This is a genomic window from Kitasatospora sp. NPDC058162 (assembly GCF_042884005.1).
Lineage (GTDB): Bacteria > Actinomycetota > Actinomycetes > Streptomycetales > Streptomycetaceae > Kitasatospora.
Window position 1 is genome coordinate 1 of sequence record NZ_JBHVUS010000005.1, and the last position, 22,220, is coordinate 22,220.

25 protein-coding genes and 1 tRNA gene are annotated in these 22,220 nt (G+C 73.0%); 8 read left to right on the forward strand and 18 right to left on the reverse strand.

The features are described 5' to 3' along the window. Positions 1-91 precede the first annotated feature (91 nt). On the reverse strand, positions 92-796 hold the full coding sequence (locus ACFVXG_RS11480; protein WP_387926517.1) for a DUF461 domain-containing protein: 705 nt from the start codon (positions 794-796) through the stop codon (positions 92-94). A 426-nt stretch (positions 797-1,222) separates the two neighbouring features. Here ACFVXG_RS11480 and ACFVXG_RS11485 point away from each other — a divergent pair, with 426 nt between their 5' ends. The 7 genes from ACFVXG_RS11485 (at position 1,223) to ACFVXG_RS11515 (ending at position 8,272) form a co-directional block, all read left to right on the forward strand. After that, the gene (locus tag ACFVXG_RS11485; RefSeq protein WP_030244332.1) at positions 1,223-1,705 is read left to right on the forward strand and encodes a CarD family transcriptional regulator; all 483 of its coding nucleotides are present in this window, start codon (positions 1,223-1,225) and stop codon (positions 1,703-1,705) included. A 260-nt stretch (positions 1,706-1,965) separates the two neighbouring features. Continuing rightward, a complete protein-coding gene (ispD, locus tag ACFVXG_RS11490) occupies positions 1,966-2,721 on the forward strand; it encodes a 2-C-methyl-D-erythritol 4-phosphate cytidylyltransferase (protein ID WP_387927129.1) in 756 nt (251 codons plus the stop codon). After that, the gene (gene ispF / locus ACFVXG_RS11495) at positions 2,711-3,202 is read left to right on the forward strand and encodes a 2-C-methyl-D-erythritol 2,4-cyclodiphosphate synthase (protein ID WP_350507743.1); all 492 of its coding nucleotides are present in this window, start codon (positions 2,711-2,713) and stop codon (positions 3,200-3,202) included. The genes ispD and ispF overlap by 11 nt, the downstream gene beginning before the upstream one ends. 158 nt (positions 3,203-3,360) lie before the next feature. Then, complete coding sequence (locus ACFVXG_RS11500) at positions 3,361-3,756, forward strand: PPOX class F420-dependent oxidoreductase (protein WP_387926519.1); 396 nt, start codon at positions 3,361-3,363, stop codon at positions 3,754-3,756. A gap of 117 nt (positions 3,757-3,873) precedes the next feature. Continuing rightward, positions 3,874-5,268 (forward strand): cysteine--tRNA ligase, encoded by a 1,395-nt coding sequence (cysS, locus tag ACFVXG_RS11505; protein ID WP_387926520.1) that lies wholly within the window; start codon positions 3,874-3,876, stop codon positions 5,266-5,268. Positions 5,269-5,404: 136 nt separating this feature from the next. Next, entirely contained in the window at positions 5,405-6,397 is a 993-nt protein-coding gene (rlmB, locus tag ACFVXG_RS11510) for a 23S rRNA (guanosine(2251)-2'-O)-methyltransferase RlmB (RefSeq protein ID WP_387926522.1), read from the forward strand. 174 nt (positions 6,398-6,571) lie between these two features. Next, positions 6,572-8,272, forward strand: a complete 1,701-nt coding sequence (locus ACFVXG_RS11515; protein ID WP_387926524.1) for a DoxX family membrane protein — start codon at positions 6,572-6,574, stop codon at positions 8,270-8,272. 128 nt (positions 8,273-8,400) lie between these two features. On the opposite strand, the gene ACFVXG_RS11520 is transcribed toward ACFVXG_RS11515, so the two are convergent. From ACFVXG_RS11520 to ACFVXG_RS11530, 3 genes are all read right to left on the reverse strand, one after another. After that, positions 8,401-9,189, reverse strand: coding sequence for an NDP-sugar synthase (locus ACFVXG_RS11520; RefSeq protein WP_387926525.1), 789 nt, complete (start codon positions 9,187-9,189; stop codon positions 8,401-8,403). Positions 9,190-9,307: 118 nt separating this feature from the next. Continuing rightward, complete coding sequence (locus tag ACFVXG_RS11525; protein WP_350507737.1) at positions 9,308-9,751, reverse strand: hypothetical protein; 444 nt, start codon at positions 9,749-9,751, stop codon at positions 9,308-9,310. A 169-nt stretch (positions 9,752-9,920) separates the two neighbouring features. After that, positions 9,921-11,012, reverse strand: coding sequence for an ABC transporter ATP-binding protein (locus ACFVXG_RS11530; RefSeq protein ID WP_387926527.1), 1,092 nt, complete (start codon positions 11,010-11,012; stop codon positions 9,921-9,923). A 279-nt stretch (positions 11,013-11,291) separates the two neighbouring features. Between ACFVXG_RS11530 and ACFVXG_RS11535 the strand changes: the two genes are divergently transcribed. Continuing rightward, positions 11,292-11,365, forward strand: a tRNA-Thr gene (locus ACFVXG_RS11535). 89 nt (positions 11,366-11,454) lie between these two features. On the opposite strand, the gene xerC is transcribed toward ACFVXG_RS11535, so the two are convergent. From xerC to ACFVXG_RS11605, 14 genes are all read right to left on the reverse strand, one after another. Then, a complete protein-coding gene (xerC, locus tag ACFVXG_RS11540; protein WP_387926529.1) occupies positions 11,455-12,609 on the reverse strand; it encodes a tyrosine recombinase XerC in 1,155 nt (384 codons plus the stop codon). Then, complete coding sequence (locus tag ACFVXG_RS11545) at positions 12,609-12,797, reverse strand: helix-turn-helix domain-containing protein (RefSeq protein ID WP_387926532.1); 189 nt, start codon at positions 12,795-12,797, stop codon at positions 12,609-12,611. The genes xerC and ACFVXG_RS11545 overlap by 1 nt, the downstream gene beginning before the upstream one ends. Positions 12,798-12,985: 188 nt before the next feature. Further along, entirely contained in the window at positions 12,986-14,266 is a 1,281-nt protein-coding gene (locus ACFVXG_RS11550; protein ID WP_387926534.1) for a DUF3631 domain-containing protein, read from the reverse strand. Then, entirely contained in the window at positions 14,263-15,201 is a 939-nt protein-coding gene (locus ACFVXG_RS11555; RefSeq protein ID WP_387926536.1) for a bifunctional DNA primase/polymerase, read from the reverse strand. Before ACFVXG_RS11555 ends, ACFVXG_RS11550 begins: the two co-directional genes overlap by 4 nt. 68 nt (positions 15,202-15,269) lie before the next feature. Further along, entirely contained in the window at positions 15,270-15,626 is a 357-nt protein-coding gene (locus tag ACFVXG_RS11560) for a hypothetical protein (RefSeq protein ID WP_387926538.1), read from the reverse strand. After that, a complete protein-coding gene (locus ACFVXG_RS11565) occupies positions 15,623-16,306 on the reverse strand; it encodes a DNA methylase (protein ID WP_387927131.1) in 684 nt (227 codons plus the stop codon). The genes ACFVXG_RS11560 and ACFVXG_RS11565 overlap by 4 nt, the downstream gene beginning before the upstream one ends. Positions 16,307-16,368: 62 nt before the next feature. Beyond that, positions 16,369-16,959: a hypothetical protein gene (locus tag ACFVXG_RS11570; RefSeq protein WP_387926540.1), complete on the reverse strand. Its 591-nt coding sequence runs from the start codon at positions 16,957-16,959 to the stop codon at positions 16,369-16,371. A 117-nt stretch (positions 16,960-17,076) separates the two neighbouring features. Continuing rightward, positions 17,077-17,562, reverse strand: coding sequence for a single-stranded DNA-binding protein (locus ACFVXG_RS11575; protein ID WP_387926542.1), 486 nt, complete (start codon positions 17,560-17,562; stop codon positions 17,077-17,079). A 117-nt stretch (positions 17,563-17,679) separates the two neighbouring features. After that, the gene (locus ACFVXG_RS11580) at positions 17,680-17,925 is read right to left on the reverse strand and encodes a hypothetical protein (protein WP_387926543.1); all 246 of its coding nucleotides are present in this window, start codon (positions 17,923-17,925) and stop codon (positions 17,680-17,682) included. 14 nt (positions 17,926-17,939) lie between these two features. Beyond that, the gene (locus ACFVXG_RS11585) at positions 17,940-18,374 is read right to left on the reverse strand and encodes a hypothetical protein (protein ID WP_387926545.1); all 435 of its coding nucleotides are present in this window, start codon (positions 18,372-18,374) and stop codon (positions 17,940-17,942) included. A 32-nt stretch (positions 18,375-18,406) separates the two neighbouring features. After that, on the reverse strand, positions 18,407-18,598 hold the full coding sequence (locus ACFVXG_RS11590) for a hypothetical protein (protein WP_387926546.1): 192 nt from the start codon (positions 18,596-18,598) through the stop codon (positions 18,407-18,409). A gap of 235 nt (positions 18,599-18,833) precedes the next feature. Beyond that, a complete protein-coding gene (gene traB / locus ACFVXG_RS11595; protein WP_387926547.1) occupies positions 18,834-20,894 on the reverse strand; it encodes a plasmid transfer protein TraB in 2,061 nt (686 codons plus the stop codon). 126 nt (positions 20,895-21,020) lie between these two features. Continuing rightward, on the reverse strand, positions 21,021-21,650 hold the full coding sequence (gene traA / locus ACFVXG_RS11600; RefSeq protein WP_387926549.1) for a plasmid transfer protein TraA: 630 nt from the start codon (positions 21,648-21,650) through the stop codon (positions 21,021-21,023). A gap of 22 nt (positions 21,651-21,672) precedes the next feature. After that, positions 21,673-22,212, reverse strand: a complete 540-nt coding sequence (locus tag ACFVXG_RS11605; RefSeq protein WP_387926551.1) for a hypothetical protein — start codon at positions 22,210-22,212, stop codon at positions 21,673-21,675. Positions 22,213-22,220: the final 8 nt, after the last annotated feature.

Consider the following 22,220-nt stretch of genomic DNA (forward strand, 5'->3'; position numbering starts at 1 on the left):
CGGACGAGGCCGACAGATCCCGTTGAGGACCCGAGGTCAGTCAGAGGGCGGGTCAGACCTGCCCGGAAACCGCTCATGAACATCCTCACTGTCAGTGGGCGGTCGGCGCGGTGGTGCCGGTGGCCGGGGCGGTCGGGGCACCCGAGGTGGCCGGCGCGGTGGTGCCGGTGGCCGGGGTGGCCGGGGCGCTCGGCGTGGTGCCGGCGGCCGGGGTGGCCGGGGCGCCCGGGGCGGTGGCGGCGGGGGAGGCGCTCTTGGAGGGCGTGGCCGCCGGGGTCGGACCGAAGCCCTGGTACAGGCCCGGGCTCGGGCTCGGGTCCGGGTTCACACCGGCCTGGGCGTCGACCTTCTGGCCGTCCTTGAAGGTGAAGGTGGTGTTGGCGAAGCCGCCGATGTGGACGGCCGCCGCGCTCACCGAGGCGGACGGGTTGCCCTGGCCGCCGATCGCGACCGAGCTGCCGGCCGGGATGACGATGGTGGACTGCGGAGCACCCGCCGCGTCCGCGAAGGTGGCGGAAGCGTTGCCGACGGTGATCGACTGCAGCTCGGCCGGCGTGGTGGCGGTGTTGGAGATGTTCACGACCACGTTGGCGGGGCCCGTGTAGTCACCCGAGGTGCCGACCCCGGTGACGATCACGATGTTGTTCAGTCGAAGGTTCGTCCCAAGGGTCGCCGCCGCGTTGTCCGGCTTGATCTGCAGGGTGTCCGGCGTGTTGCTGGCTGCGCAGGAGGACAGCGAGGCGATGGCGAGGGCGGCGATGGCGGCGATGCTGCCGCGTCGAAGGCTGCGGCTCATGCGGCGGCTACTCCTAGGTCACGTGTCGACAGGTCAGGTCTCAGATTATCGACCTCACTTATGCGCTCCTCACGGGGTGGTCCCCGTGTCGCACTCCCGGGGCCGCGCGGGGGCCGTCCGGCGGTACCCATGGCATGAACCGGTCACCAGTAGGACAAGCTTCGACCAAGATCGAATAACGATCGGGTCACGGCCCGGAACGGGGCGAAAGCTCAAGATCCAATCATGGTTGCGGGGGTGTTGCGCAAGGGTTTCGCCGGACCTCGGAACCGCCTCCGACCTGCGGGAAGCCCCTCTCGAACATCGGTCGCAGCACGTCACGGGGGTCCTTGTCAAGCCCCGGGACCGGCCCTGACCTGCGAAAACGCCCTTCGGGTGCGCCGCGAGGCGTGTTATTCTGGAAAGCCACGGAAGGGGTCCTGTCACATGACGTTCAAGGTTGGCGACACGGTGGTCTACCCCCATCACGGGGCCGCGCTGATCGAGGCCATCGAAATTCGCCAGATCAAAGGTGTGGACAAGACCTACCTGGTGCTCAAGGTGCAGCAGGGAGACCTGACGCTCCGCGTGCCCGCCGAGAACGCGGAGTTCGTCGGCGTGCGCGATGTGGTCGGCCAGGAGGGTCTGGACCGGGTCTTCGAGGTGCTCCGCGCACCGTACACCGAAGAACCGACCAACTGGTCCCGTCGCTACAAGGCGAACCTGGAGAAGCTCGCCTCGGGCGACGTTATCAAGGTCGCCGAGGTCGTGCGCGACCTCTGGCGTCGCGAGCGCGAGCGCGGCCTCTCGGCCGGCGAGAAGCGCATGCTCGCGAAGGCGCGCCAGATCCTCGTCAGCGAGCTCGCGCTGGCGGAGAACACCAACGAGGACAAGGCGGAGACGCTGCTCGACGAGGTGCTCGCCTCGTAGTGCGGTCGGGCTTCCGCCCACATCGCCCACAGCGCCCGGTGCCGGCGTGCCGCTCCCAGGACGAACCGTCCGGGGGTGGTGCAGTGGCACTCCGGGCGCTGAGGCGTGTCCGGACGACGCCCCCCACCCGAGCCGGTCCAGGCCTGCAAGACCGTTTCTGCGCAGTTGTGCGGCGGGCAGTGGACCAGTGGTTCTTCGGAAGGGGCCCCGCGCCCGCCGGGCACGCCATGGCCATACCCACTTCGCCGAAGGAGTGAAACCTGAACACCGCAGCAGCAGTCGCAGCAGCAGTGGTGCCCGCCGCCGGACGCGGTGAGCGGCTGGGGCCCGGCGCCCCGAAGGCCCTGCGGGAACTGGGCGGGGTGCCGCTCCTGGTGCACGCCGTACGGGCCCTCGCCCGCAGCCGGGCGGTCGGCCTGGTCGTGGTCGCCGCGCCCGCCGACGGGGTGGCCGAGGTGGTCGCCCTGCTGGACAGCCACGGGCTGGACGGCAAGGACATCCGGGTGGTGGCCGGCGGCGCGACCCGCCAGGAGTCGGTCCGGCTCGGCCTGGCCGCGATCCCGGAGGACGTCGGGATCGTCCTGGTGCACGACGCGGCCCGCCCGCTCGTCCCGGTCGAGGTGGTGGACGCCGTCGCGGCCGCCGTCCGGGCCGGGGCTCCGGCCGTGGTGCCCGCGGTGCCGCTGGCCGACACCGTGAAGCGGGTCGAGCCGAACCCGGGCCACCCCGAGCCGGTGCTCGACACGCCCGAGCGGGCCACCCTGCGCGCGGTGCAGACCCCGCAGGGCTTCGACCGGGCCACCCTGGTCGAGGTGCACGCCAAGGCGCTGGCCGAGGAGGCCGCCGGCGGCGCCGACGCCGTGCCCGTCACCGACGACGCCGGACTGGTGGAGCGCTACGGCGGCACGGTCGTCGTGGTGCCCGGCCACGAGGAGGCGTTCAAGGTCACCCGTCCGTTGGACCTCGTGCTCGCCGAGGCCGTACTCGCCCGCCGGAGGGCCGCCGATGCCTACTGAGCCCCTGATCCCCCGGGTGGGGATCGGCACCGATGTGCACGCCTTCGAGGCCGGCCGCCCGCTCTGGGTCGCCGGACTGGAGTGGCCGGACGCCGGGGTCGGACTGGCCGGGCACTCGGACGCCGACGTGGCCGCGCACGCCTCCTGCGACGCGCTCTTCTCGGCCGCCGGGATCGGCGACCTGGGCGCCCACTTCGGCACCGACCGCCCGGAGTGGTCCGGCGCCTCCGGGGTGAAGCTGCTCGGCGAGGCGGCCCGGCTGGTGCGCGAGGCCGGCTTCGAGATCGGCAACATCTCGGTCCAGGTGATCGGCGTCCGGCCGAAGATCGGCAAGCGGCGGGCCGAGGCCCAGGCCGCGCTGTCCGAGGCGGCCGGCGCGCCGGTCTCGGTCTCCGGCACCACCACCGACGGCCTGGGCCTGACCGGCCGGGCCGAGGGACTGGCGGCGATCGCCACCGCCCTGGTGTACGAACGGCGTTGATCCGTACGTCGGCCGCGGGTCGGCCGGTCGGCCTGAAATAGACCGGTGCTGACGGGTGTTCACCGAATGTCGCAGGGGTCCGGATCGGTAGGGTTCGGTCCGGGCCCGTGCGGAGCTCGCCCCCGGGCCGTACCGCCGCCGACGAGAAGAGGTTCCCGATGACTTCCCAACTCTCCGACCGCGCCAAGGCGTTGGTCGACGGCAAGAGCTTCGCCGTGATCTCCACGATCCAGCCGGACGGCAGCCCCCAGTCCTCGGTGGTCTGGGTCAAGCGGGACGGCGAGGACATCCTGTTCTCCACCGTCGAGGGCCGTCGCAAGCACCTCAACCTGGTGAAGGACCCGCGGGTCTCGATCGTGATCAACCCGCCGGAGAGCCCGTACGAGTACCTGGAGGTCCGCGGCGCGGTGACGATGACCACCGAGGGCGGCCGGGAGCTGATCAACGAGCTGGGCTTCAAGTACCGCGGCGAGCAGGAGTACCTGTTCGACGGCCCGGAGGACGTCCGGGTGGTCGTCCGGCTCACGCCGCGCAAGGTCGTCGGCAGCATCTGACCGGCCCGGTCGAACCGCGGTTCCCCGGGCGGCGGGTCCTGCCGCTCCCGGGGAATGCCCGGCCCGTTCCCGGTTAATGTCGCGGGGCACCCCCCGCCGCCCACTACGCTTGACGCTGTGAGCATTCGTCTGTACGACACCAGCACCCGCCAGGTACGCGACTTCGTCCCGCTTGTACCGGGTTGTGTCTCGATCTACCTGTGCGGCGCTACCGTCCAGTCGGCGCCACACATCGGGCACATCCGGTCCGGGCTCAACTTCGACATCATGCAGCGGTGGTTCGCCTACCGCGGCTACCAGGTGACCTTCGCCCGCAACGTCACCGACATCGACGACAAGGTGATCGCCAAGGAGCGCGAGCTCGGCACGCCGTGGTGGCAGATCGCCTACGAGAACGAGCGGGCCTTCAACGACGGTTACAGCGCGCTGGGCTGCCTGTCGCCGACCGTCGAGCCGCGGGCCACCGGGCACGTGCCCGAGATGATCGAGATGATGCAGGGGCTCATCGAGAAGGGCCACGCCTACGCGGTCGACGGCAACGTCTACTTCGACGTGAAGTCGTACCCCGACTACCTCGCGCTCTCCAACCAGAAGCTCGCCGACCTGCGCCAGCCCGAGGGCGAGGGCGAGACCGGCAAGCGCGACCAGCGCGACTTCGCGATGTGGAAGGCCGCCAAGCCGGGCGAGCCGAGCTGGGAGACCCCGTGGGGCCGCGGCCGTCCCGGCTGGCACCTGGAGTGCTCGGCGATGGCCCACAAGTACCTGGGCCCGGCCTTCGACATCCACGGCGGCGGGCTGGACCTGATCTTCCCGCACCACGAGAACGAGATCGCCCAGTCCAAGGCGTACGGCGACGACTTCGCCGCCTTCTGGGTGCACAACGCCTGGGTCACCATGGCCGGCGAGAAGATGAGCAAGTCGCTCGGCAACTCCGTGCTGGTCGCGGAGATGGTGCAGCGCTGGCGTCCGATCGTGCTCCGCTACTACCTGGGCGCCCCGCACTACCGCTCGATGATCGAGTACAGCGAGGACGCGCTGCGCGAGGCCGAGGCCGGCTTCGGCCGGATCGAGGGCTTCATCCAGCGGGCCGTGGAGCGCTGCGGCACGGTCGACGCGGCGCCCGAGGTGCCGCCGGCCTTCGCCGAGGCGATGGACGACGACTTCGGCGTCCCGCAGGCGCTGGCCGTCGTGCACACCGCCGTCCGCCAGGGCAACAGCGCCCTGAACGCGGACGACAAGGAGAGCGTGGTGGCGCGACTGGGCGAGGTCCGTGCGATGCTCGGTGTACTGGGACTCGACCCGCTCGACCCGCACTGGGCCGGGACGGAGCGCGGCGAGGACCTCCACGGCGTGGTCGACTCGCTGGTCCGTCTGGTCCTGGACCAGCGGCAGGCGGCGCGTCAGCGCAAGGACTTCGCCACCGCGGACGCCATCCGCGACCAGCTCGGCCTGGCCGGGTTGGTGATCGAGGACACCCCGTCCGGCCCGCGCTGGACGATCAACAGCCAGTAACCCCATCTGACGATCGGGGTGATGGGTGGGCCGTACCGGACCGGTGCGGCCCTCCCGCATGACGTAGCGCATGCCGACGGCCGCCGCCGCACCGAGCGGAGCGGCCGGGCATGCCGGACAGACAGGAAGTACAGCCATGGCCGGCAACAGCCAGCGCAGGAACCGCCGCAACCCCGGGTCGAAGAAGGGGGCCGCTGTCGGTACCGGCGGGCACAGCCGGAAGGCGCTGCAGGGCAAGGGCCCGACCCCGCCCGGCGAGGAGCGCAAGGGCCACCCCAAGCAGCGGGCCGCCAACGCCGCGATCAAGCGCGAGCGGGACGCCAAGGCCCGGGCCGGCATGCGCCGGGCCGGCGCCGGCGGCCGCGGCGGCCGCGGCGGCGCGGGCAGCGCCGAGCTGGTCTTCGGCCGCAACTCGGTGGTCGAGGCGCTCCAGGGCGACGTGCCGGCCAACGCGCTGTACGTCCAGCAGTTCATCGACACCGACGACCGCGTGCGCGACGCCTTCCAGGCCGCCAACGAGCGCGGCATCCCGCTGATGGAGGCCCCGCGCCCGCAGCTGGACCAGATGACCGGCGGCATGAACCACCAGGGCCTGGTGCTGCAGGTCCCGCCGTACGAGTACGCCCACCCCGACGACCTGCTCGTCGAGGCCTCCGACGCCGGCCAGGACGCGCTGATCATCGCCCTGGACGGGGTCACCGACTCGCGCAACCTCGGCGCCGTGGTCCGCTCCGCCGCCGCCTTCGGCGCGCACGGCGTGGTCATCCCCGAGCGCCGCGCGGCCGGCATGACCGCCGGTGCCTGGAAGACCTCCTCCGGTGCCGCGGCCCGGCTGCCCGTCGCCCGTGCCACCAACCTGACCCGCACCCTGGAGGCCTACCAGAAGGCCGGCCTGATGGTCGTCGGCCTGGCCGCCGACGGCGAGGCCGAGCTGGGCGACCTGGAGCTGCTGACCGGCCCGGTCGTGATCGTCGCGGGCAGCGAGGGCAAGGGCCTGTCCCGCCTGGTCTCGGAGACCTGCGACATGCGGGTGCGGATCCCGATGAGCGGTCTGACCGAGTCGCTGAACGCCGGCGTCGCGGCGGGCATCGTGCTGTACGAGGCCGCCCGGATGCGCGCCAAGCGCTGAGCACGGACGGACCCCCGTCCGCAGGAGATCTTCTGAATTCTCCGCGATCCGAGTGAAAAGCGATCGGGCCCGACCGGGTCCGATCGCTTTTCTCATGATCACTTCAAGTATGCGCCGGACATCCACTCGGGAGAGTGTCCTAAGCGGCCGTCACCCGGTTAGACGGGCGTGGACGTGGACACCAGAACACCTCGGCGCCCCCTGTTCGGCGGCGGCAGCACCGGGATAGAGGCGGGCCCCGGGATCGACACCGTCAAGGTGCCGTCGGACCCCGCGCGTCTCAGCAGCACCCAGGCGAGCTTCCGGCTCCGGCTCGGCACCCCGGTGTCGCCGTTGATCGAGGCCCCGGCCGGACTGCTGTCCACCGGTGCCGCGTTCGGCGACCCCTACGCCAGTCAGGGCCTGATCCGCCGTCCGCTGGTCACCCCGCAGGTCGTGGTGCCCGCCTCCGCCGTCCCGGCGCTCGCCGGGGCCGGCGGCGGCGCGCCGCGCCGCAAGGGCCGGGTCACCGCCGTCACCTGGACCGGACAGGCGGCCCCCGGCGACCTCGCGGCCACCCGGCTGCTGGAAGCGGTACGGACCAACGGCGCCCCCGCGGGCATCGACCTCGACGACGCCGACACCCAGGTGCTGCCCGCCTACGCGGGCGCCCGGACCGTCCCCCGCCAGCCCCGCGAGGGCAGCGGCACCGCCACCGACGCCGGCGTCGGCCCGGTCGGCCGGCCGCACGGCTGGACGCCCAGCGGCGAACTGCCCGAGGTCTCCGCCACCGACGCCGACGGCAAGCAGGCCTGGTACCCCGGCCGCCGGGTCGACCTCGGCCTGGTCCTGCTGCCGCTGCGCGCGGTGCTCGGCTCGCTCTCCGTCTACGCCGGGTTCAGCAAGCTCTGCGACCCGGTGTACTTCGACGGCGGCGAGCGCGGCTCCATGATGCGGTGGCTCTCCTCGCTGCACCCGTGGAAGGTCGCCGAGCCGCTGCTCGGCTTCGCGATGGCCCACCCCGTCGGCTCCGGCCTGGTGGTGTCCTTCACCGAGATCGTGGTCGGCGTGCTGACCGTCCTCGGCCTGTGGCAGCGGCTCGCCGCCGGGGCGGCCATGCTGCTCTCCGCCGCGCTGCTGTTCACCGTCAGCTGGCGGGCCGTCCCGGTCTACGACACCCCGGACCTGATCTTCCTCGCGGCCTGGAGCCCGCTGCTGATCGCCGGGGCGCCGTTCGCCTCGCTCGACGGGCGGCTCAACCTGGAGGCCTGGCGCCGGATCGGGGCGGGCGCGCCCGGCGCCCTGCGCCGCCGGGTGCTGCGCCGCGGCGCGGTCGTCACCACCGTCGTGGTCGGCCTCACCCTGCTGCTCGGCTCGATGCTCGGCGCGGCCGTCCGCACCGGGGCCCGTCCGCACCAGGCGCCCGGCCGCCCGGCCGGCGACTACGGCACCCCGGTCTGGCCGTCCGGCAGCCCGTCCGGTGCCCCCGGCGGCCAGGGCGCGTCCACCCAGCCCCAGCCCGCCGCCCCCCGCCCGGCCACCCCGACGCCGAGCACCGCCACGCCCTCCACGGCCCCCGCCAAGTCGGCCGGAGCCACGCCCAGCGGCAAGCACACCGGCAAGGCCGAGACCGGCGGCGCCTCCCCGGCGCCCGCCGCCCCGGCCGCCGGCTCCGGCTCCGCGCCCGCCCAGCGGAGCCCGGCCCCCGGCGGCTCGGGCACCGCGCCCAAGCCCAGCCCGAGCAGCGGCTCCGGGCTGCTCGGCGGGGTGCTGGGCAGCGGGCCGGTACTCGGCAGCGGCCCGCTGGCCGGGCTGTCGGGTGAGCAGGCCGGTGGCGGCGCCGGCGGGCAGACCGGTGGGCAGTCCTCCCGTCTGGGGACGCCGACCGCCACCTGAGGCCGCCGGACGCGCTTCGGCCGGGTGCTCCGTGGGGGAGCACCCGGCCGTCGTGCTTCCCGGCCGACGTCGGTCTTCCCGGCCGTTCGCGTGCCGGGCCGGCTGTTCCGTGCTCCCTCAGCGCTCGCTCAGCGGGAGCTGTCGCGGTAGGCGGCGAGCTCCTTGGCCGCCTCGGTGAGGTCCTTGGCCGTGTCGATGGCGCGCCAGTACACGCCCTGCGGCAGCTGGTACCCGGCGAGCCGCTTGCTGCGGGCGAGTTGGGGGAAGGTGGTGCGCTCGTGGTCGCCCACGTCCGGCAGCAGCTCGGCGAACTCCGGGCTGAACACGTACAGGCCGGCGTTGATCAGGAAGGGCGAGGGCGGGGCCTCGATGAAGTCCAGCACGTTGCCGAACTGGTCGGTCTCCACGGCGCCCCACGGGATCCGCGGCCGGGCCAGCGCGAGCGTCGCGACGGCGTCCCGCTCGTGGTGGAAGGCGGCCATGTCGCGCAGGCTGAACCTGGTCCAGATGTCGCCGTTGGTGGCGTACCAGGGCTCGTCCGGGCGGGGCAGCGCCTTCGCCGCGTACTTGAGCCCGCCGCCGCGCCCCAGCGGCTCGGCCTCGACCACCGTGCGCACCCGCAGCGGCAGGTCGGCCTTGTCGAGCCACTCCTCCAGCACGTCGGCCAGGTGACCGCAGGACACCACGACATCGGTGACGCCCTCGGCGGCCAGCCAGGCCAGCTGGTGGCCGAGGATCGGCGTGCCCGTGCCCGGGATCTCGACCAGCGGCTTGGGGCGGTCGTCCGTGTAGGGGCGCAGCCGGGAACCCTGGCCGCCGGCCAGGATCACGGCCTGGGTGACGGGCGTCGTGGTCGGCCGGGACTGGTGGGGCTGCGGGGACGCGAGGTCGGCGGCGGGGCCGGAGTCAGCGGTCATGCCTGAACAATAGGGCGCCCGACGGGGGTTGGGGCCTCAGGTGGACCGCTCGTCCGGGAAACCGTCGACCGACGTCGTCGTCAGCCGACGCGACGCCCGTCCGCCGAGGACGGAACCGTCAGCCGACGACGCCGGCCGCGAAGGAGCCGTCGCAGACCGGGCGGGCGAAGGAGCGGGCCCGCTGCACGTCGCCCTGGTACTTGCGCACCGCGGCCTTGCCCAACTCGGTGGCCAGCGAGGTGCAGTACGGCGTCAGCGCCGGCTGCTCGCGCATCGAGCGCTCCAGCAGGTCCAGCGCGGCGGAGGGGTTCTTGGCGCGCAGCTCGTCCAGCAGCGCCACCCGCAGCGAGTCCTGCGGGGCGAGCCCGTCCGTCTTGGTGGCGACGGTGGACGACCGGCCGATCCCGGCGCCGTCGCCGCTGGACGCCGCCACGACCTGCTGGTCGAGCCCGGTCGGTGGGGCCCACGGGACCCTGGTCACGGCGAGGGTGCCGGTGGTCACCAGGACGACCGGCAGGGTCAGGGCGACGGTCTGGCCGATACGGCGCACAAGCTGCTTCACCCTCAGGAGAGTAGCGGTGGGTAGGGCCGGGATCGCCCTCCGTCACGCCATCGAGTGACAGGGTGTCCGGGTTCGTCCCTGCACCGTGTTGACGTGGGGGTGTACGGACGGAGCCCGTCGGACCGGGAACGGTCCGACGGGCTCCGCGTGGGTGCTTGCGCGCCGGGGGTCAGCGGCCGAGGCGGACCCCGGTGCCGGTGGAGAAGACGTGGGTCTCCTCGGCGGTCGGCACGACGTGGATGGTCTCGCCGCGGGCCGGGATCTGGCGGCCGGGCACGCGGACGACCAGGTCCTTGTCCACGCCGCCGATCTGGGTGGTGCCGTAGACGAAGCCGTCCGAGCCGAGCTCCTCGACCACGTTCACGGTCACCGCGACGCCCTCGATGCCGCCCGCCGGGACGATCTGGAAGTGCTCGGGGCGGATGCCGACGGTCACCGTCTTGTCGGTGAGGGCGCCGGCCAGGTCCTCGCGGGAGATGTTGACCACCGAGCCGCCGAACTTCACGCCGCCGTCCACCAGCGGCACCTCGACCAGGTTCATGGCGGGCGAGCCGATGAAGCCGGCCACGAACAGGTTCGCGGGCTTGTCGTACATGTTGCGCGGGGTGTCGACCTGCTGCAGCAGACCGTCCTTCAGCACCGCGACCCGGTCGCCCATGGTGAGCGCCTCGGTCTGGTCGTGGGTGACGTACACCGTGGTGATGCCCAGGCGGCGCTGCAGGCCGGCGATCTGGGTACGGGTCGAGACGCGGAGCTTGGCGTCCAGGTTCGACAGCGGCTCGTCCATCAGGAAGACCTGCGGCTGGCGGACGATCGCCCGGCCCATCGCGACGCGCTGACGCTGACCGCCGGACAGCGCCTTCGGCTTGCGGTCCAGGTAGTCGGTCAGGTCGAGGATCTTCGCCGCCTCCTCGACCTTGGTGCGGATGTCCGCCTTGTTCACGCCGGCGATCTTGAGCGCGAAGCCCATGTTCTCGGCGACGGTCATGTGCGGGTAGAGCGCGTAGTTCTGGAACACCATCGCGATGTCCCGGTCCTTCGGCGGCAGGTGGGTGACGTCCCGGTCGCCGATCCGGATCGCGCCGCTGTTGACGTCCTCCAGACCGGCCAGCATGCGCAGGCTGGTCGACTTGCCGCAGCCCGAGGGGCCGACGAGCACGAGGAATTCGCCGTCCGCGATCTCCAGGTCCAGCGCGTCCACCGACGGCTTGGTCGCCCCGGGGTAGACACGGGTCGCCTGGTCGTACGTGACAGAAGCCATGGTCGTTCTCTCCTTCACCGGCAGGAACGTGCCGGACGATCCGAGTAAAGGGGGGTTCGTCGTCTCCGTCGGTCCGTCAGTGGTCTGAACCACTACCGCACCGACTCCCGGCGACGCTACCTGCGCTTCCGCCGCTTGTCAGCCCCCTCCGCCCGCTTTTCGGCATCGGTTCCATCACGCCCGCCCACCCGGCCGTCCCCCGGATATCCCCCCACCCCACCACCCCGGCCCGGTAGACTGCCCCCGGTGCCGCCGTGATCCATCGCGGACGGCCACCGTGCCTCCTTAGCTCAGCTGGCCAGAGCACCGCTCTTGTAAAGCGGGGGTCGTCGGTTCGAACCCGACAGGGGGCTCCGCTTCCGGCCCAGGTCAGAGGGTCGAAGAACGCAGAACGCCCCGGCGCCGTCCATGGCCCGGGGCGTTCTGACATCTCCAGATGACATCAGTCGGTCTTGCGGCGCCGCTTCAGCAGGCGGTCCATGTGCCGCATCGCCTCCCGCTGCTTCTCCTGCACCACGTGCGTGTAGATCTCCATCGTGACGGCGATCTGGCTGTGACCCAGGATCGCCATCAGGTCCCGGGGTGCCACGCCGGCGGCGGACAGGAGCGTCGCGCAGCCGTGCCGGGTGTCGTGCAGCCGGATCGGCGGCAGGGCCTCGGCCTTGGCCACCCGCGTGAACGAGCGGGTGAGATTCCGCGGCTCGATCGGCTGGCCGGTCGCCGTGGTGAAGACGGAGCCGGACTCGGGCCAGTCCTTCCCCGCCTCCAGCCGCAGGCGCCGCTGCTCGGCCTGCCGCAGACGCTGCCAGCGAAGGGGGGCGACGCACATCATCGGCAGCGGGATGACCCGCTGGCGACGCGACTTCGGAGTGTCCTCGTACAACTCGCCGTCCCGGCGCTGCAGTTGGCGCCGGACGGTCAGGGTGCGGCTCTCCAGGTCGATGTCGGACCAGTGCAGCCCGAGGATCTCCCCTCGCCGCAGGCCGAGCGCCACGGCGAGGACGAACGCGGCGTACAGCGGGTCCCGCCGGGATCCCTCCAGAAAGACCAGCGTGTCGTCGAGGCTCCAGGGCTTGGTCACTCGGTACTCCACTCGGGGGGCTTGGACGAGCTTGGCGACGTTGCGGGTGATCAGTTCGTCCCGCACGGCGGCGGACAGCGCCGTGCGGAGCACCAGGTGCGACTCCTTGGCGGTGGCCGCCGACACCTTCTTGGTCACGGTGCTGATGAGCTTGCGGACGTCGGCGGTGCCGAGCTTCTCCAGGCTCTTGGAGCCGAGTACCGGCACCAGGTGAAGCCGGACGTGCATCTCGTACTTGTCGTATGTCGTCCGCTTGCGGTGCGGCGCGATGAAGTGCTCCAGCCAGTAGGGGAGCCACTCGGTGAGCTTGGCCGACCGGGTGGGCGTCGGGACGCCCTGCCGGTCGCGCCGGACGAGTTCCTGGCGCTTCTCGTCGCACTCCGTCCAGGTCTTGCCGTAGACGAATTTGCGGGCCCGGGTTCCGTCGGGCTGCGGGACGTAGACAGCGGCCTGGTAGCGGCCGTCCTTGCGGAGGGTCACGGTGCCGGCGCCATTGGGGTTGCGCTTCTTTGCCATCAGGCGTTCTCCTCCTTCTTCGCGCGGAAGTAGTCAGCGAGGGACTCGGCGGGGATGCGGCGAAGGCCGCCCTCCTTGAAACTGTTGAGCGTCTTGGAGCGGATGAGGTCGTAGACCTTGCTGCGGCTCATCCGGAGTGCGGCCATGACCTCGGGCACGGTCAGGGCTTCGGGAATGGCGGTGGCCATTGGGCGACTCCCGGGAATCGAGGCACGGAAAAGGGGCGGAGTCTGGGCTCCGCTCTTCCTTCTCTGGGATCCGCTACTGCCGCTACTGCCGCTACCTCCCTGGTCAGGGGCATGTTTTGGGTAGCGGATTGGGTAGCGGTAGCGGATTGGTGCCGCTCCCGCCGGGGTGGGCGGGAGCGGCGGGCGGCCTACGGCGCGGCGGCGGCCGGGGCGTCGGGTAGCGGATCGGTATCCGCTACCTCGGGCGTATCCGCTACCGGAAACAGGGTCCTGACCTGCGCGGTAGCGGCAGTAGCGGCGGTAGCGGCTTCCTGGGGACGAGGCGGGCGGGGCGGGCAGTACCGCAGCCAGGCGTCGGCGAGGTCGGCGGCGTAGTAGCCCTTGGCGCTGCTCTTCGGGCCGGTCTTGATGTTGCGGGGCTTGATGGGGTCGTTGTCGGCGGTGACGTAGTCGCCGAGCATCTTGGCGAGGGCGCGGGCGGTGATGGGCTTGCCGTCGAGGTCGGCCCACGGCGCGTCGTCCAACTCGGCGAGCCTGCTGAGGAGTTCGGCGCTGAGCATCCGCTCGGCGCCGCCGAAGATGTCCCGCAGGTCGGCGAGCAGGCGGATGCCGACGCTGCCCTTGTCGTTGGCCTTGGAGGCGGTGACGAGTTCGACGCAGGCGGTGCGGGCACGCTCGGGCCAGTGGCCGCCAGCGGCGTCGGCGACGGCGAGCAGGGGCTCCCAGACGTCGGCGGGGCGGTCGCTGATGCCCTCGGGCAGCTCCGGCCAGACGTCGTGAAGCTGGTCGCGGACGCTGCTGGCCCACTCGGCGAGGCGGTCGCGCAGCTTGTGCCCCTCCGCCCGGTGGATGCGCTCGCGGTAGGGCTCAACGCGCTCGTTGGGGGCGCGGCGGCGCATCCGGATGACGACGGAGCGGCTCATGATGGTGTCGGGCAGGTCGCCGAGCCCGGCAGTGGCGAGGGCGGCGTAGACGGGGAAGGGCTGGACGGTCTGGGTTCCGCCGTCGCCGACGCAGCGCAGGACGACGCCGGAGCGGCGGTGGCCGGAGTTGATCAGTCCGCGCAGGTCCTCGTTGCCGGCGGCCTTGGGGCCGAAGACGGTGTCGATCTCGTCGAACAGCACGGTCGGGCGGGCGTCGGAGTCGGAGACGGTGCGGAACAGTGCGGCCGGGCTGACGTCGGTGGTCAGCACCGGGCGCGGGGTGATCGTCTCCATGATCTCCAGGGCCCTCGTCTTGCCGGATCCGGGCTCGGGGCTCAGGAAGGCGATGCGCGGGGTGGACTCGAAGCAGTCGAGCAGGTGGGTGTGGGCGTCCCACAGCACGACCGCGGTGTACGCGGCCTCGCTGGGGAAGACGTTGAAGCGCCGGTGGAACGCCTCGACGGCGTCGAGCAGGGCGGCGCCGTCCTCGGGGCCCGGCCGGTCCGGGGTCCTGGTGCTCTTAAGGGGGGAGTTCGGGAGGCTCATGCGGCGTCTCCGGCCGGGTTGTGGGCGATGGACCAGTTCAGGGCGTTGGTGATGGTCGCGTCGGCCTCACGCGCGGTGAGGCCGGCCCGCTCGGCCGCCCCCTTAAGAGCGTCCTCGACCTCGCCCCGGCTGAGCTTGCCGTTGGCGACGAAGCGGCCCAGCGCGCGGGCGGCCCTGGTGAGGGTCCAGTTGCGGGTGCCCTCGATGGCGTCGGCGACGTTCGCCGTCTCGTTGCGCAGGGCGGCGTCCACGTACGCGGGCCGGCTGCCCGGGGTGCGGCGGCCGGGCCGGAAGGGCGTGGTGACGGGCCTGGGTGGCGGGGTGAGCAGGCGGGTGATCCAGCCGGGCAGGGGCGCCGGGTCGGCGTCGAAGCCGATCTCGTAGCGGCGCCCGTCGACGGTGCTGCCCGCGGCGACGACGTAGCCGCCACCGGCCCGGGTGTCGATCAGCCAGCCCAGCCCGGACCCATGCTGACCGGCGGTGTTGCGCAGAGCCGTCCCGGCGGGGGCGGTGAAGTAGAGGTGCCGTCCGCCCGAGGGGGTGATGACGGTGTAGGTGTCGTCGGGGAACGGCCGGCCGTTGCGCTCGCACAGCGCGAACAGCACGTCGAACCCGTCCGCCACCTGCTCGTTGGCCCACTCCTGGGGCGGGACGGCGCCGGGCTTGGGGGTGTCGAGGTCGACCACGACCAGGTTGGACGGGCCAGTGGCGAGGCCGACTCCATACGGCCCGTACGACCAGGTCCGACGCACGACGTCGGGGTCGAGGGTCGCGCGCTGCTCCCAACCCTGGTGGCCGGTGGTGCAGGGGCCGGTGCGGGGGCAGGTGGTGGCGGGGTGCAGGGCGGGGCGCTTGCTGCGGGGCAGCAGGGGGAAGACGTGCCAGCCGCGTTCGACGGCGTTGAGGGCGGCGTTGAGCAGGGGGTTGCCGGTCACGGCGATCCCTTCGGCGGGTTGGGCCCGGGACCGAGGGCGGTCGGTCGGCCCCGGGCGAGCAGCTCGGGCTAGAAGAGGGAGTCCGGCTCGGCGGCCGGGGTGTCCGCCTGCTGGGCCTTGGCGGCGGCGCGGCGGGTGGCGTCGTGGCACTCCGGGCACCACGCGATGAGCGCGGTCTTCGGCAGGGCGGCGGCCTTGTGCGTGGGCAGCAGCAGATCGGCCGGTTCGGCCGGAGCGGCGAGGAGGCGGACGGGGCCGGTGCCGTGGCGGCGGCCGTAGCCGCCGTGGACGGTCTTGCAGCGCCCGCCGTCCTTGTCGTGGCTCTTGCCGCAGGTCCCGCGGCACTGGCAGCGACCCGCGGCGGCGGCGAGGACGACCAGCCACAGGCCCCGGTTGTCGCCGAGCGGCGGCGTGCGGCCGGTCACGACGCGACCGCCTCGTCCATGACGCCGATCTGGGCGGCTGCCTGTCGGCCGATCAGCTCGGTGTAGGCCGGGGGGATGGCCTCGGCGATCTCGCGGCGGACGTCGGTCCAGTGGATGCCCATGGCCTGCTGCCACTCGGGCACGGTGCCCTTGCCGCCGCCGTTGCCGTAGACCTGGAAGTAGTGCCCGTCGTAGTGCCGGCCGTGGCGGTACCCGGCGACCCGGCCGCGGTGCGGCACGTGCGACGGCCGGTCGAGCCGGAGCCCGCCGCCGGCCTCGAAGTTCCTATGCCTGAGCACCCTGAGGCCGAACATCTCCCCGCACAGCGTGAGGTCGATCCGCATACGGCGGGAGGCGCGGCCGGGAGGCTGCTCGATGACGTACGGGCGGCCGGTGAACTCCAGCGCCTCGCGGGTGGGCTCCAGCAGGTCCGCGTACCGGTCGCGGCGGGCCTGGTTGGTGCCTACGGTCAGGGTGCAGTCGAACTGGCAGGGCGGCCCGGCGGAGATCAGGTCGAACCGCTGGCCGTGGGCGGCGATGGTCTCGACCGCGTCTCCGCGCAGGAACGGGAAGGGGTAGCGGGGCTGGTCGAGGATGTCGACGCCGACGACGTCGAACCCGGCCAGCCAGAACCCCATGCCGGTCCCGCCGATGTTGCAGTAGGCGTCCAGCACCGTCATGCCGTTCCACGGCCGGGCGGGCAGCCACTCGGCCGCCGGGCGGAGCGCGAGGGTGAGCGCGGTCATCGGGCGCCCCCGAGCAGGTCGTTGACCAGGTGGGCGTGGGCGTTGGCCCAGACGGCCAGCTCCTTGACCACGGACTTGGCCTCGATCGTCATGATCGGCCCGAGCTCGGCAGAGCCGGGCTCGATCAGCAGGTGGTCGGGGACGGGCAGGAGAAGGGTGGCGGTGGTCAGGAGCAGGGCCTTGTCGGCGTCGGGCTCGAACAAGCGCCAGAACGAGCCCCGGTCGGAGCCCCACGGGTCGGGCTGCCAGTCGCCCAGGCGCCTGTCCGGCCGGTGGGCGAGGGCGGAGTGCCGAAGGGGGACCTCGATGCGCAGGGCCACGTCGCGGCTGTCGCCGTTGGCGGAGACGACGGTGACGGCGTGCACGTCGGGGCGGATGCGCACGTAGCCGGGGGACATGATCGGGCTGGTGGCGATCTGCCAGGCGCTGCACGCGAACTCGGCGGCGGTGAGCGGCTGTCCGTCGTCGTGCAGCAGGCGCGCGTTGCGGGCGAGGTAGGAGCCGTAGCGGGAGTTGCCGTTGGAGGCGTGCTCCCGGTCGTGGATGTCGTCGGCGATGGCGAGCGTGCCGTCGGTGAACTGGGGCATGCTGGAGTCCTCTGGTCTCTGCGAGGGGATCGGACGGGCCCCGCAGCAGCCGTTTTCTCTGCCAGGATTCGGCGGCTGCTGCGGGGCCCTTTGTGCTGCTCGGGGAGCGTGGTTCGGCTAGAACGGCGGTTCGGTGGGGCCGCCGGCCGGGGCGCCGGCCCACTCGGTGCCGGGCGCCGCCGGGGCGGGGGTGGACCACTGGTCGTTCTGCTGCGGGACCGGGGCGCCGCCGGTGCGCTGGGCCTTGGTGACCTTGGCGGTGGCGAAGCGCAGGCTCGGGCCGACCTCGTCGACGTCGAGGCCGAGCATGGAGCGGTTCTCGCCCTGCTCCGTCTGCCAGTTGTGCTGCACCAGGCGGCCGGTGACGACGACGCGCATGCCCTTGGTCAGGGACTCGGCGATGTTCGTGGCGATCTCGCGCCAGGCGGTGGCGCGCAGGAACAGCGCGGTGCCGTCCTTCCACTGCCCGGTGGCCTTGTCGTAGGTACGCGGGGTGGAGGCGACGGTGAAGCGGGCCATGGCCACGCCCTGCGGGGTGAAGCGGAGTTCGGGGTCGTCGGTGAGGTTGCCGACGACGGTGATCGGGGTCTCTCCCACGGACACGGTGCCTCCAAGGGCGCTCGGGTGTCGGGAGCGGGGTCTGCCCGTCCCCCGCACCACCCGGACCCGCGCCGCAGACGCGGCGGTGGTCCGGGTGGCACGGCGGTCGGCGCAGGCCGGTCAGACCTCGTCGGGGTTCTGGGCGAACTCGCAGGTGCCGTGGCAGCCCTCGCACATCTCGGTGTGGCCGGGCCGGAGGTTGGCCTGCTCCTCCTCGGCGGGCCGTGCTGGGGCACCCATCCAGGCGACCAGCTTGTCCAGCTCCTGCTGGACGAAGGCCTCGCTGGGCTGGGGGACGGCGTTGTGTTCGACGCCGGTCTGGTGGGCGATGTAGCCGGGGTAGTGCGAGTCGTCGCGGTAGGGCATGGGGTTCTCCCAGGTCAGCGGTTGCGGTTGGTGACGTTGACGCTCACGTTCACGGCGCCCTGCCCGCCCCGGCCGCCCGCTCCGCCGCTGTTCTTGAGCAGGTAGAGGACGCCGAGGGCGGCGACGAGCAGGCCGAGGCCGGTGGTGGCGGCGGCGAGGGTCTGGAGCAGGAAGCCGACGCCGAGGCCTGCGCCGCCGATGCCGATGCCGCCGGCGAGCAGGCGGGCGGGCCACGGGTCGCGCGCCGGGACCGGCATCGGGGCCGGGGCGTGCTGGGCGGGCAGGTAGGCGAGGGCAGGCCCGGGGTGCTGTATCGGGACCGGGAGCGGTGCGGGCGGCTGGTAGAGGGCGAGGGGTGCCGGGGCGGGCGCGGTGGCGTAGTAGGGGGCGCCGTCCGGGGTGTAGAGCACCTGGGCGACGTACGGCTGCGGGTTGGCGGTGCGGTCCACGGTGCTTCTCCTGTCGGCGGTCCGGCGGTTGGTCAGTGGAGGGTGGAGAGGTAGTGGGCGATGGCTCCGAGGGAGCTGTTGACGGGTCCGGCGAGGCCGGTGCCGGCGACGGTGAAGCCGGAGAGCCAGACGAGGACGGCGCTTCCGGTGCTGACGCGCTGGGAGCGGACGAGGACGACGGTGATGATCGCGAACAGCAGGGCGGAGGAGACGGAGACGATCACGGCGGAGGGTCCCTTCGGGCGCTCCGGGGCGGGTTCCCGGGGCGTGGTCGATCGGGTCGGCGAGGGGTGTCAGGGGCGTGCGGGGCGGGGGTGTCAGGAGCGTCAGGAGTGGGTGTCAGACGCGTCAGACACCCCTCGCGCGCACGCGTTACCTGGGGAAATCGGCCCGTCCGGCGTCAGGGCCGTCTGACGCGTCAGACGCGTCAGAGCCGTCAGGAGCGGGCCGGTCGGGCGTTCAGACCGCGACCGGCTGGAGCGGGACGATCTCGTAGCGGCCGACCTCGTCGGTCTCGCGCAGACGGCCTTCAGCGACCATCGCGGCGACCTCCCCGGACACCCAGCCGCGGCCTCGGCGGAAGCGGTCGCAGAACTCCATGAAGTCCACCGGACCGACCACGGTGCGGCCCTCGTCCTCGAACTCGGCCAGCAGCTCGGCCATGATCTTCTTGGCCTCGGCCTTGCCGACCTTGGTGCGCGGCGGGACCTCGGGCGGTGCGATCTCCACCACCCGGTCGACGGGCGGGAGTTCGGCGTCCGGGTCGATCCAGCCGTCCTCGTCCTCGCCGTCGTCGTCGGGGTCCAGGTCGTAGTCGTAGTGCACCGGGGCGTTCTCCTCGTCGTAGATCCCGCCGTCGTCCCCGTACCCGTCCTCGGCGAGGGTGGGGAGGGGGTAGCGGGTGCGCTGGGTGAAAGCGGGGCCGACCGCGTTCCCGGCGGCCTTGCCGGTGACCGGGTCGCACTCGGCGCGGACATCGGCGAACTCCACGACGGCCCAGGTCATGTCCTCCACCGGGGTGAGGTAGGCGCGCCCGGGGGTGGCCCAGAACGTCTCCGGGATGCCGTTGGCGACCAGGTAGGAATAGCCGGGCTTCTTGTCCTTCCAGACGTGCGGCGCGGCGCCGGCGTCCAGGGCCTCGTCGGGCAGGGCGAACTGCGCGTCCCGCTCGTCCCGCAGCCCGAACACCCACGACGAGCCGAGCGAGGCCCGGGTGTCGGTGCTCATCTGCGTGCTGGAGGCGCGCTGGAGCGAGACGACCAGGCTGACGCCGGCGGAGCGGGCTTCCTGCGCGATGCCGGTGAAGACGTCGTCGTCGGTCTCGCGGATCGTCTTGGCGGCTTCCTCGAACCAGGCGAGCAGGTAGGGCATGCCCGGGGCGCCGTCGGCCTGGATCTCGGCGCAGGCCGGTTCCCACTGCTTGTAGCCGTACTTGGCCAGCCAGGACGTGCGGGCCGGGATCACGGCGCGCAGGGCGGTGATCATCGCCTTGGTGTCGTCCACGGTCAGCGCGGCCCAGTCGAGTGCGGGCAGCAGCGGGCCGAGGGTCTGCTCGGCCTTGGCCGGGTCGGACGCCCAGATGATGACGTCGCGCCGGGTGGCGGCCTCGGTCAGGGCGGTGAGGCCGCCCTCGGACTTGCCCGCGCCGGTCATCCCCATGCCGAGCAGGTGCATGGCGTTGCGGTGGGCGGCCGGGTCGCCGGGGAAGAACATCGCCATGTCGGCGCCGTCCTCGTAGATCCCGACGTGGATCGGGTCGGCGATCGACCCGCCGGGGTGCGAGGGCCCCGGGTAGGGGACGCCCGCCTTGAGCAGGTCGTGGGGCACGACGGTCAGCGTCGTGCGGGAGGAGTCGTCGGGGTCCGGGGTCGTGCGCAGGGCGTTCTTGGCGACCCGCAGCGCGCCGGCCAGCTTGGGCAGCGCCTTCGAGACATCGTCCGGCGTCAACTCCCCAGCAGGAAGCTGGAGTTCGAACTCGGCCTTGTTGGGCTGCACCTTCGCCGAGGTGACCATGGTCTTGGCGAGGCCGACCTTCTCCAGCAGCCCCTTGTCGCCGTCGTTCGGCGTGCCGTCGGGGTTGACCCGCAGCAGCTGGCGGATGTTCCACGTCGCGGCGAGGGCCGGTGCCCCTATCAGGTAGAGGCTCGGCAGGGGGCCCGCGGCGGGTCCGGCGAGGGCTGCGGCGGTGAACCAGCTAGTCCCGGCCGCAACCGTGATCGCCGAGTGGAGACGGCGCTGCTGACTGGTGGGCTTGCCCGCCCACCACGTGGCCGCGGTGACGCCGAGCGAGGCGAGGGTGAGCCCGACCGCGCCGGCCGCGGACTCGCCCCACATGGCGTTCGCCGGCAGGGACAGGATCCCGGTGCCCGCGGCGACGATCCACGGCGGCAGGTAGGGCTTGGCGCGGTGGAGCAGGTACTCGCCGATCCCGCCGGCGTGCTGGTTGGGGTCGAGGTGCAGGTACCCGGCGTGCTGGCCGGTGTCGAGGTGGGCGATGGTCTGGGGCTGCTGGCGGCGCACGGGCGGCCTCCCTGGGCTGCGGGGCGAGGGCTGGGGGCCCGGGCCCGGGGCAGCGCGCGGCACAGCTCACCCGACCCAGGGGCGGGGGCGGTGCGCGCCCTGCCCCGGCCGGGGATCAGAGCGGGATCAGCCGAAGTCGAAGCGGCGGCGGGGCTGGCGGGGCTTGGCCACGCGGGAGATCTCGGGGTCGTACTCGCGCTGGAACGCGGCGTAGGTGCGGGCGATCTCGGCGGCGCAGTCCTTCGCGTCGTCGGCGGCCTTCTTGAGGTGCTTGGACACCCGCCGGGCCCGGGTCAGCGACCCGAACGGCCGGCCGTCGGCGTCGGGGACCTCCTTGAGCACGGCACTCAGCAGCTCATAGGCCATGGCGAGGTCGAACGAGAGCTGGGCGAACGTGGCGCGGCCGCGCTCGCAGAACTCGCGGACGTCGGCGTTGGTGAAGAACTCCGGGTCGCCGAGCGGCGAGTAGCCGCGACCGCCACCGCCCTGCCCGCCGCCGGACGGCGAGCCGATCGGGCCCGACGCCGGTCCCGGACCGCCGGGACCGCGGCCGCCGCCGTACCCACCGCCGCCACCACCGCCGGAGGTGTTGCGGGTGTAGTTGAAGTGGTAGCTCGGCCCGACCCGGGTGCGGGAGTTGCCGCCGCTCGGCGGCGGGGTCTTGCCACCGCCCGCGCCGCGGTTGCCGCCGCCGTTGTTGCCGGGGCGGCGCGGGGGCGGGAACGGGCTTCCGGGGCTGTTGGGAGGGGTGCTCATCTGTGCTGCCTCCTAAGGGAGTTCAGTCGGTCTCGGCGGTGAGCGGGGTGGTGGCGAGCTTGCGGCGGCGCTGCCACCAAAGGGTCTGGGCGGTGGCGGTGCCGGCCAGCCACAGGAGGGCGAGCAGGCCGCCGGCGGGGCCGAACCAGACGGCGAGCGCCGACCAGACGAGGCCGGCCGACCAGGCGGCGACGGAGCGGGTGCGGGCGCGGGCCTTGCGGCGCACGGCCGAGCGCGGGTGACGGCGCAGGACCAGCGCCCACCCGGCGGGCAGCAGCACCGCCGGGACGGCGAGCGCCAGCGCGGTGGCCGGGGCGGCGGACAGCACACCGGCCGCCGCGAAGGCGCCGATCCCGCCCCAGGTCGGCGCCCACGCGACGCGGCCGCGCCACAGGGCGCGGCCGGTCGCGAGGGCCAACCGCCCGGCGATGGAGGGCTGTTGGGGGACGACGAGCACGACCGGGGCGGTGCCCCGGCCGAGGTCGACCACGTGCGCGGCGGCGGCTCCCCGCCGGCCGCGCTGCTGCGGTATCTGGACCTTGGTCGTGCGGATGCGGGCCATCACGGTCT

Bases quoted from the DNA above. Each gene is read 5' to 3' on its own strand.
- xerC (WP_387926529.1), bottom strand. From the start codon at position 12,609: ATGGCAAAGAAGCGCAACCCCAATGGCGCCGGCACCGTGACCCTCCGC.
- ACFVXG_RS11565 (WP_387927131.1), bottom strand. From the start codon at position 16,306: ATGACGGTGCTGGACGCCTACTGCAACATCGGCGGGACCGGCATGGGG.
- ACFVXG_RS11530 (WP_387926527.1), bottom strand. From the start codon at position 11,012: ATGGCTTCTGTCACGTACGACCAGGCGACCCGTGTCTACCCCGGGGCG.
- ACFVXG_RS11605 (WP_387926551.1), bottom strand. From the start codon at position 22,212: ATGGCCCGCATCCGCACGACCAAGGTCCAGATACCGCAGCAGCGCGGC.
- ACFVXG_RS11500 (WP_387926519.1), top strand. From the start codon at position 3,361: ATGACTTCCCAACTCTCCGACCGCGCCAAGGCGTTGGTCGACGGCAAG.
- ACFVXG_RS11550 (WP_387926534.1), bottom strand. From the start codon at position 14,266: ATGAGCCTCCCGAACTCCCCCCTTAAGAGCACCAGGACCCCGGACCGG.
- ACFVXG_RS11545 (WP_387926532.1), bottom strand. From the start codon at position 12,797: ATGGCCACCGCCATTCCCGAAGCCCTGACCGTGCCCGAGGTCATGGCC.
- ACFVXG_RS11520 (WP_387926525.1), bottom strand. From the start codon at position 9,189: ATGACCGCTGACTCCGGCCCCGCCGCCGACCTCGCGTCCCCGCAGCCC.
- ACFVXG_RS11485 (WP_030244332.1), top strand. From the start codon at position 1,223: ATGACGTTCAAGGTTGGCGACACGGTGGTCTACCCCCATCACGGGGCC.
- traA (WP_387926549.1), bottom strand. From the start codon at position 21,650: ATGAGCACCCCTCCCAACAGCCCCGGAAGCCCGTTCCCGCCCCCGCGC.
- ACFVXG_RS11480 (WP_387926517.1), bottom strand. From the start codon at position 796: ATGAGCCGCAGCCTTCGACGCGGCAGCATCGCCGCCATCGCCGCCCTC.
- ispF (WP_350507743.1), top strand. From the start codon at position 2,711: ATGCCTACTGAGCCCCTGATCCCCCGGGTGGGGATCGGCACCGATGTG.
- ACFVXG_RS11580 (WP_387926543.1), bottom strand. From the start codon at position 17,925: ATGCCCTACCGCGACGACTCGCACTACCCCGGCTACATCGCCCACCAG.
- ACFVXG_RS11570 (WP_387926540.1), bottom strand. From the start codon at position 16,959: ATGCCCCAGTTCACCGACGGCACGCTCGCCATCGCCGACGACATCCAC.
- rlmB (WP_387926522.1), top strand. From the start codon at position 5,405: ATGGCCGGCAACAGCCAGCGCAGGAACCGCCGCAACCCCGGGTCGAAG.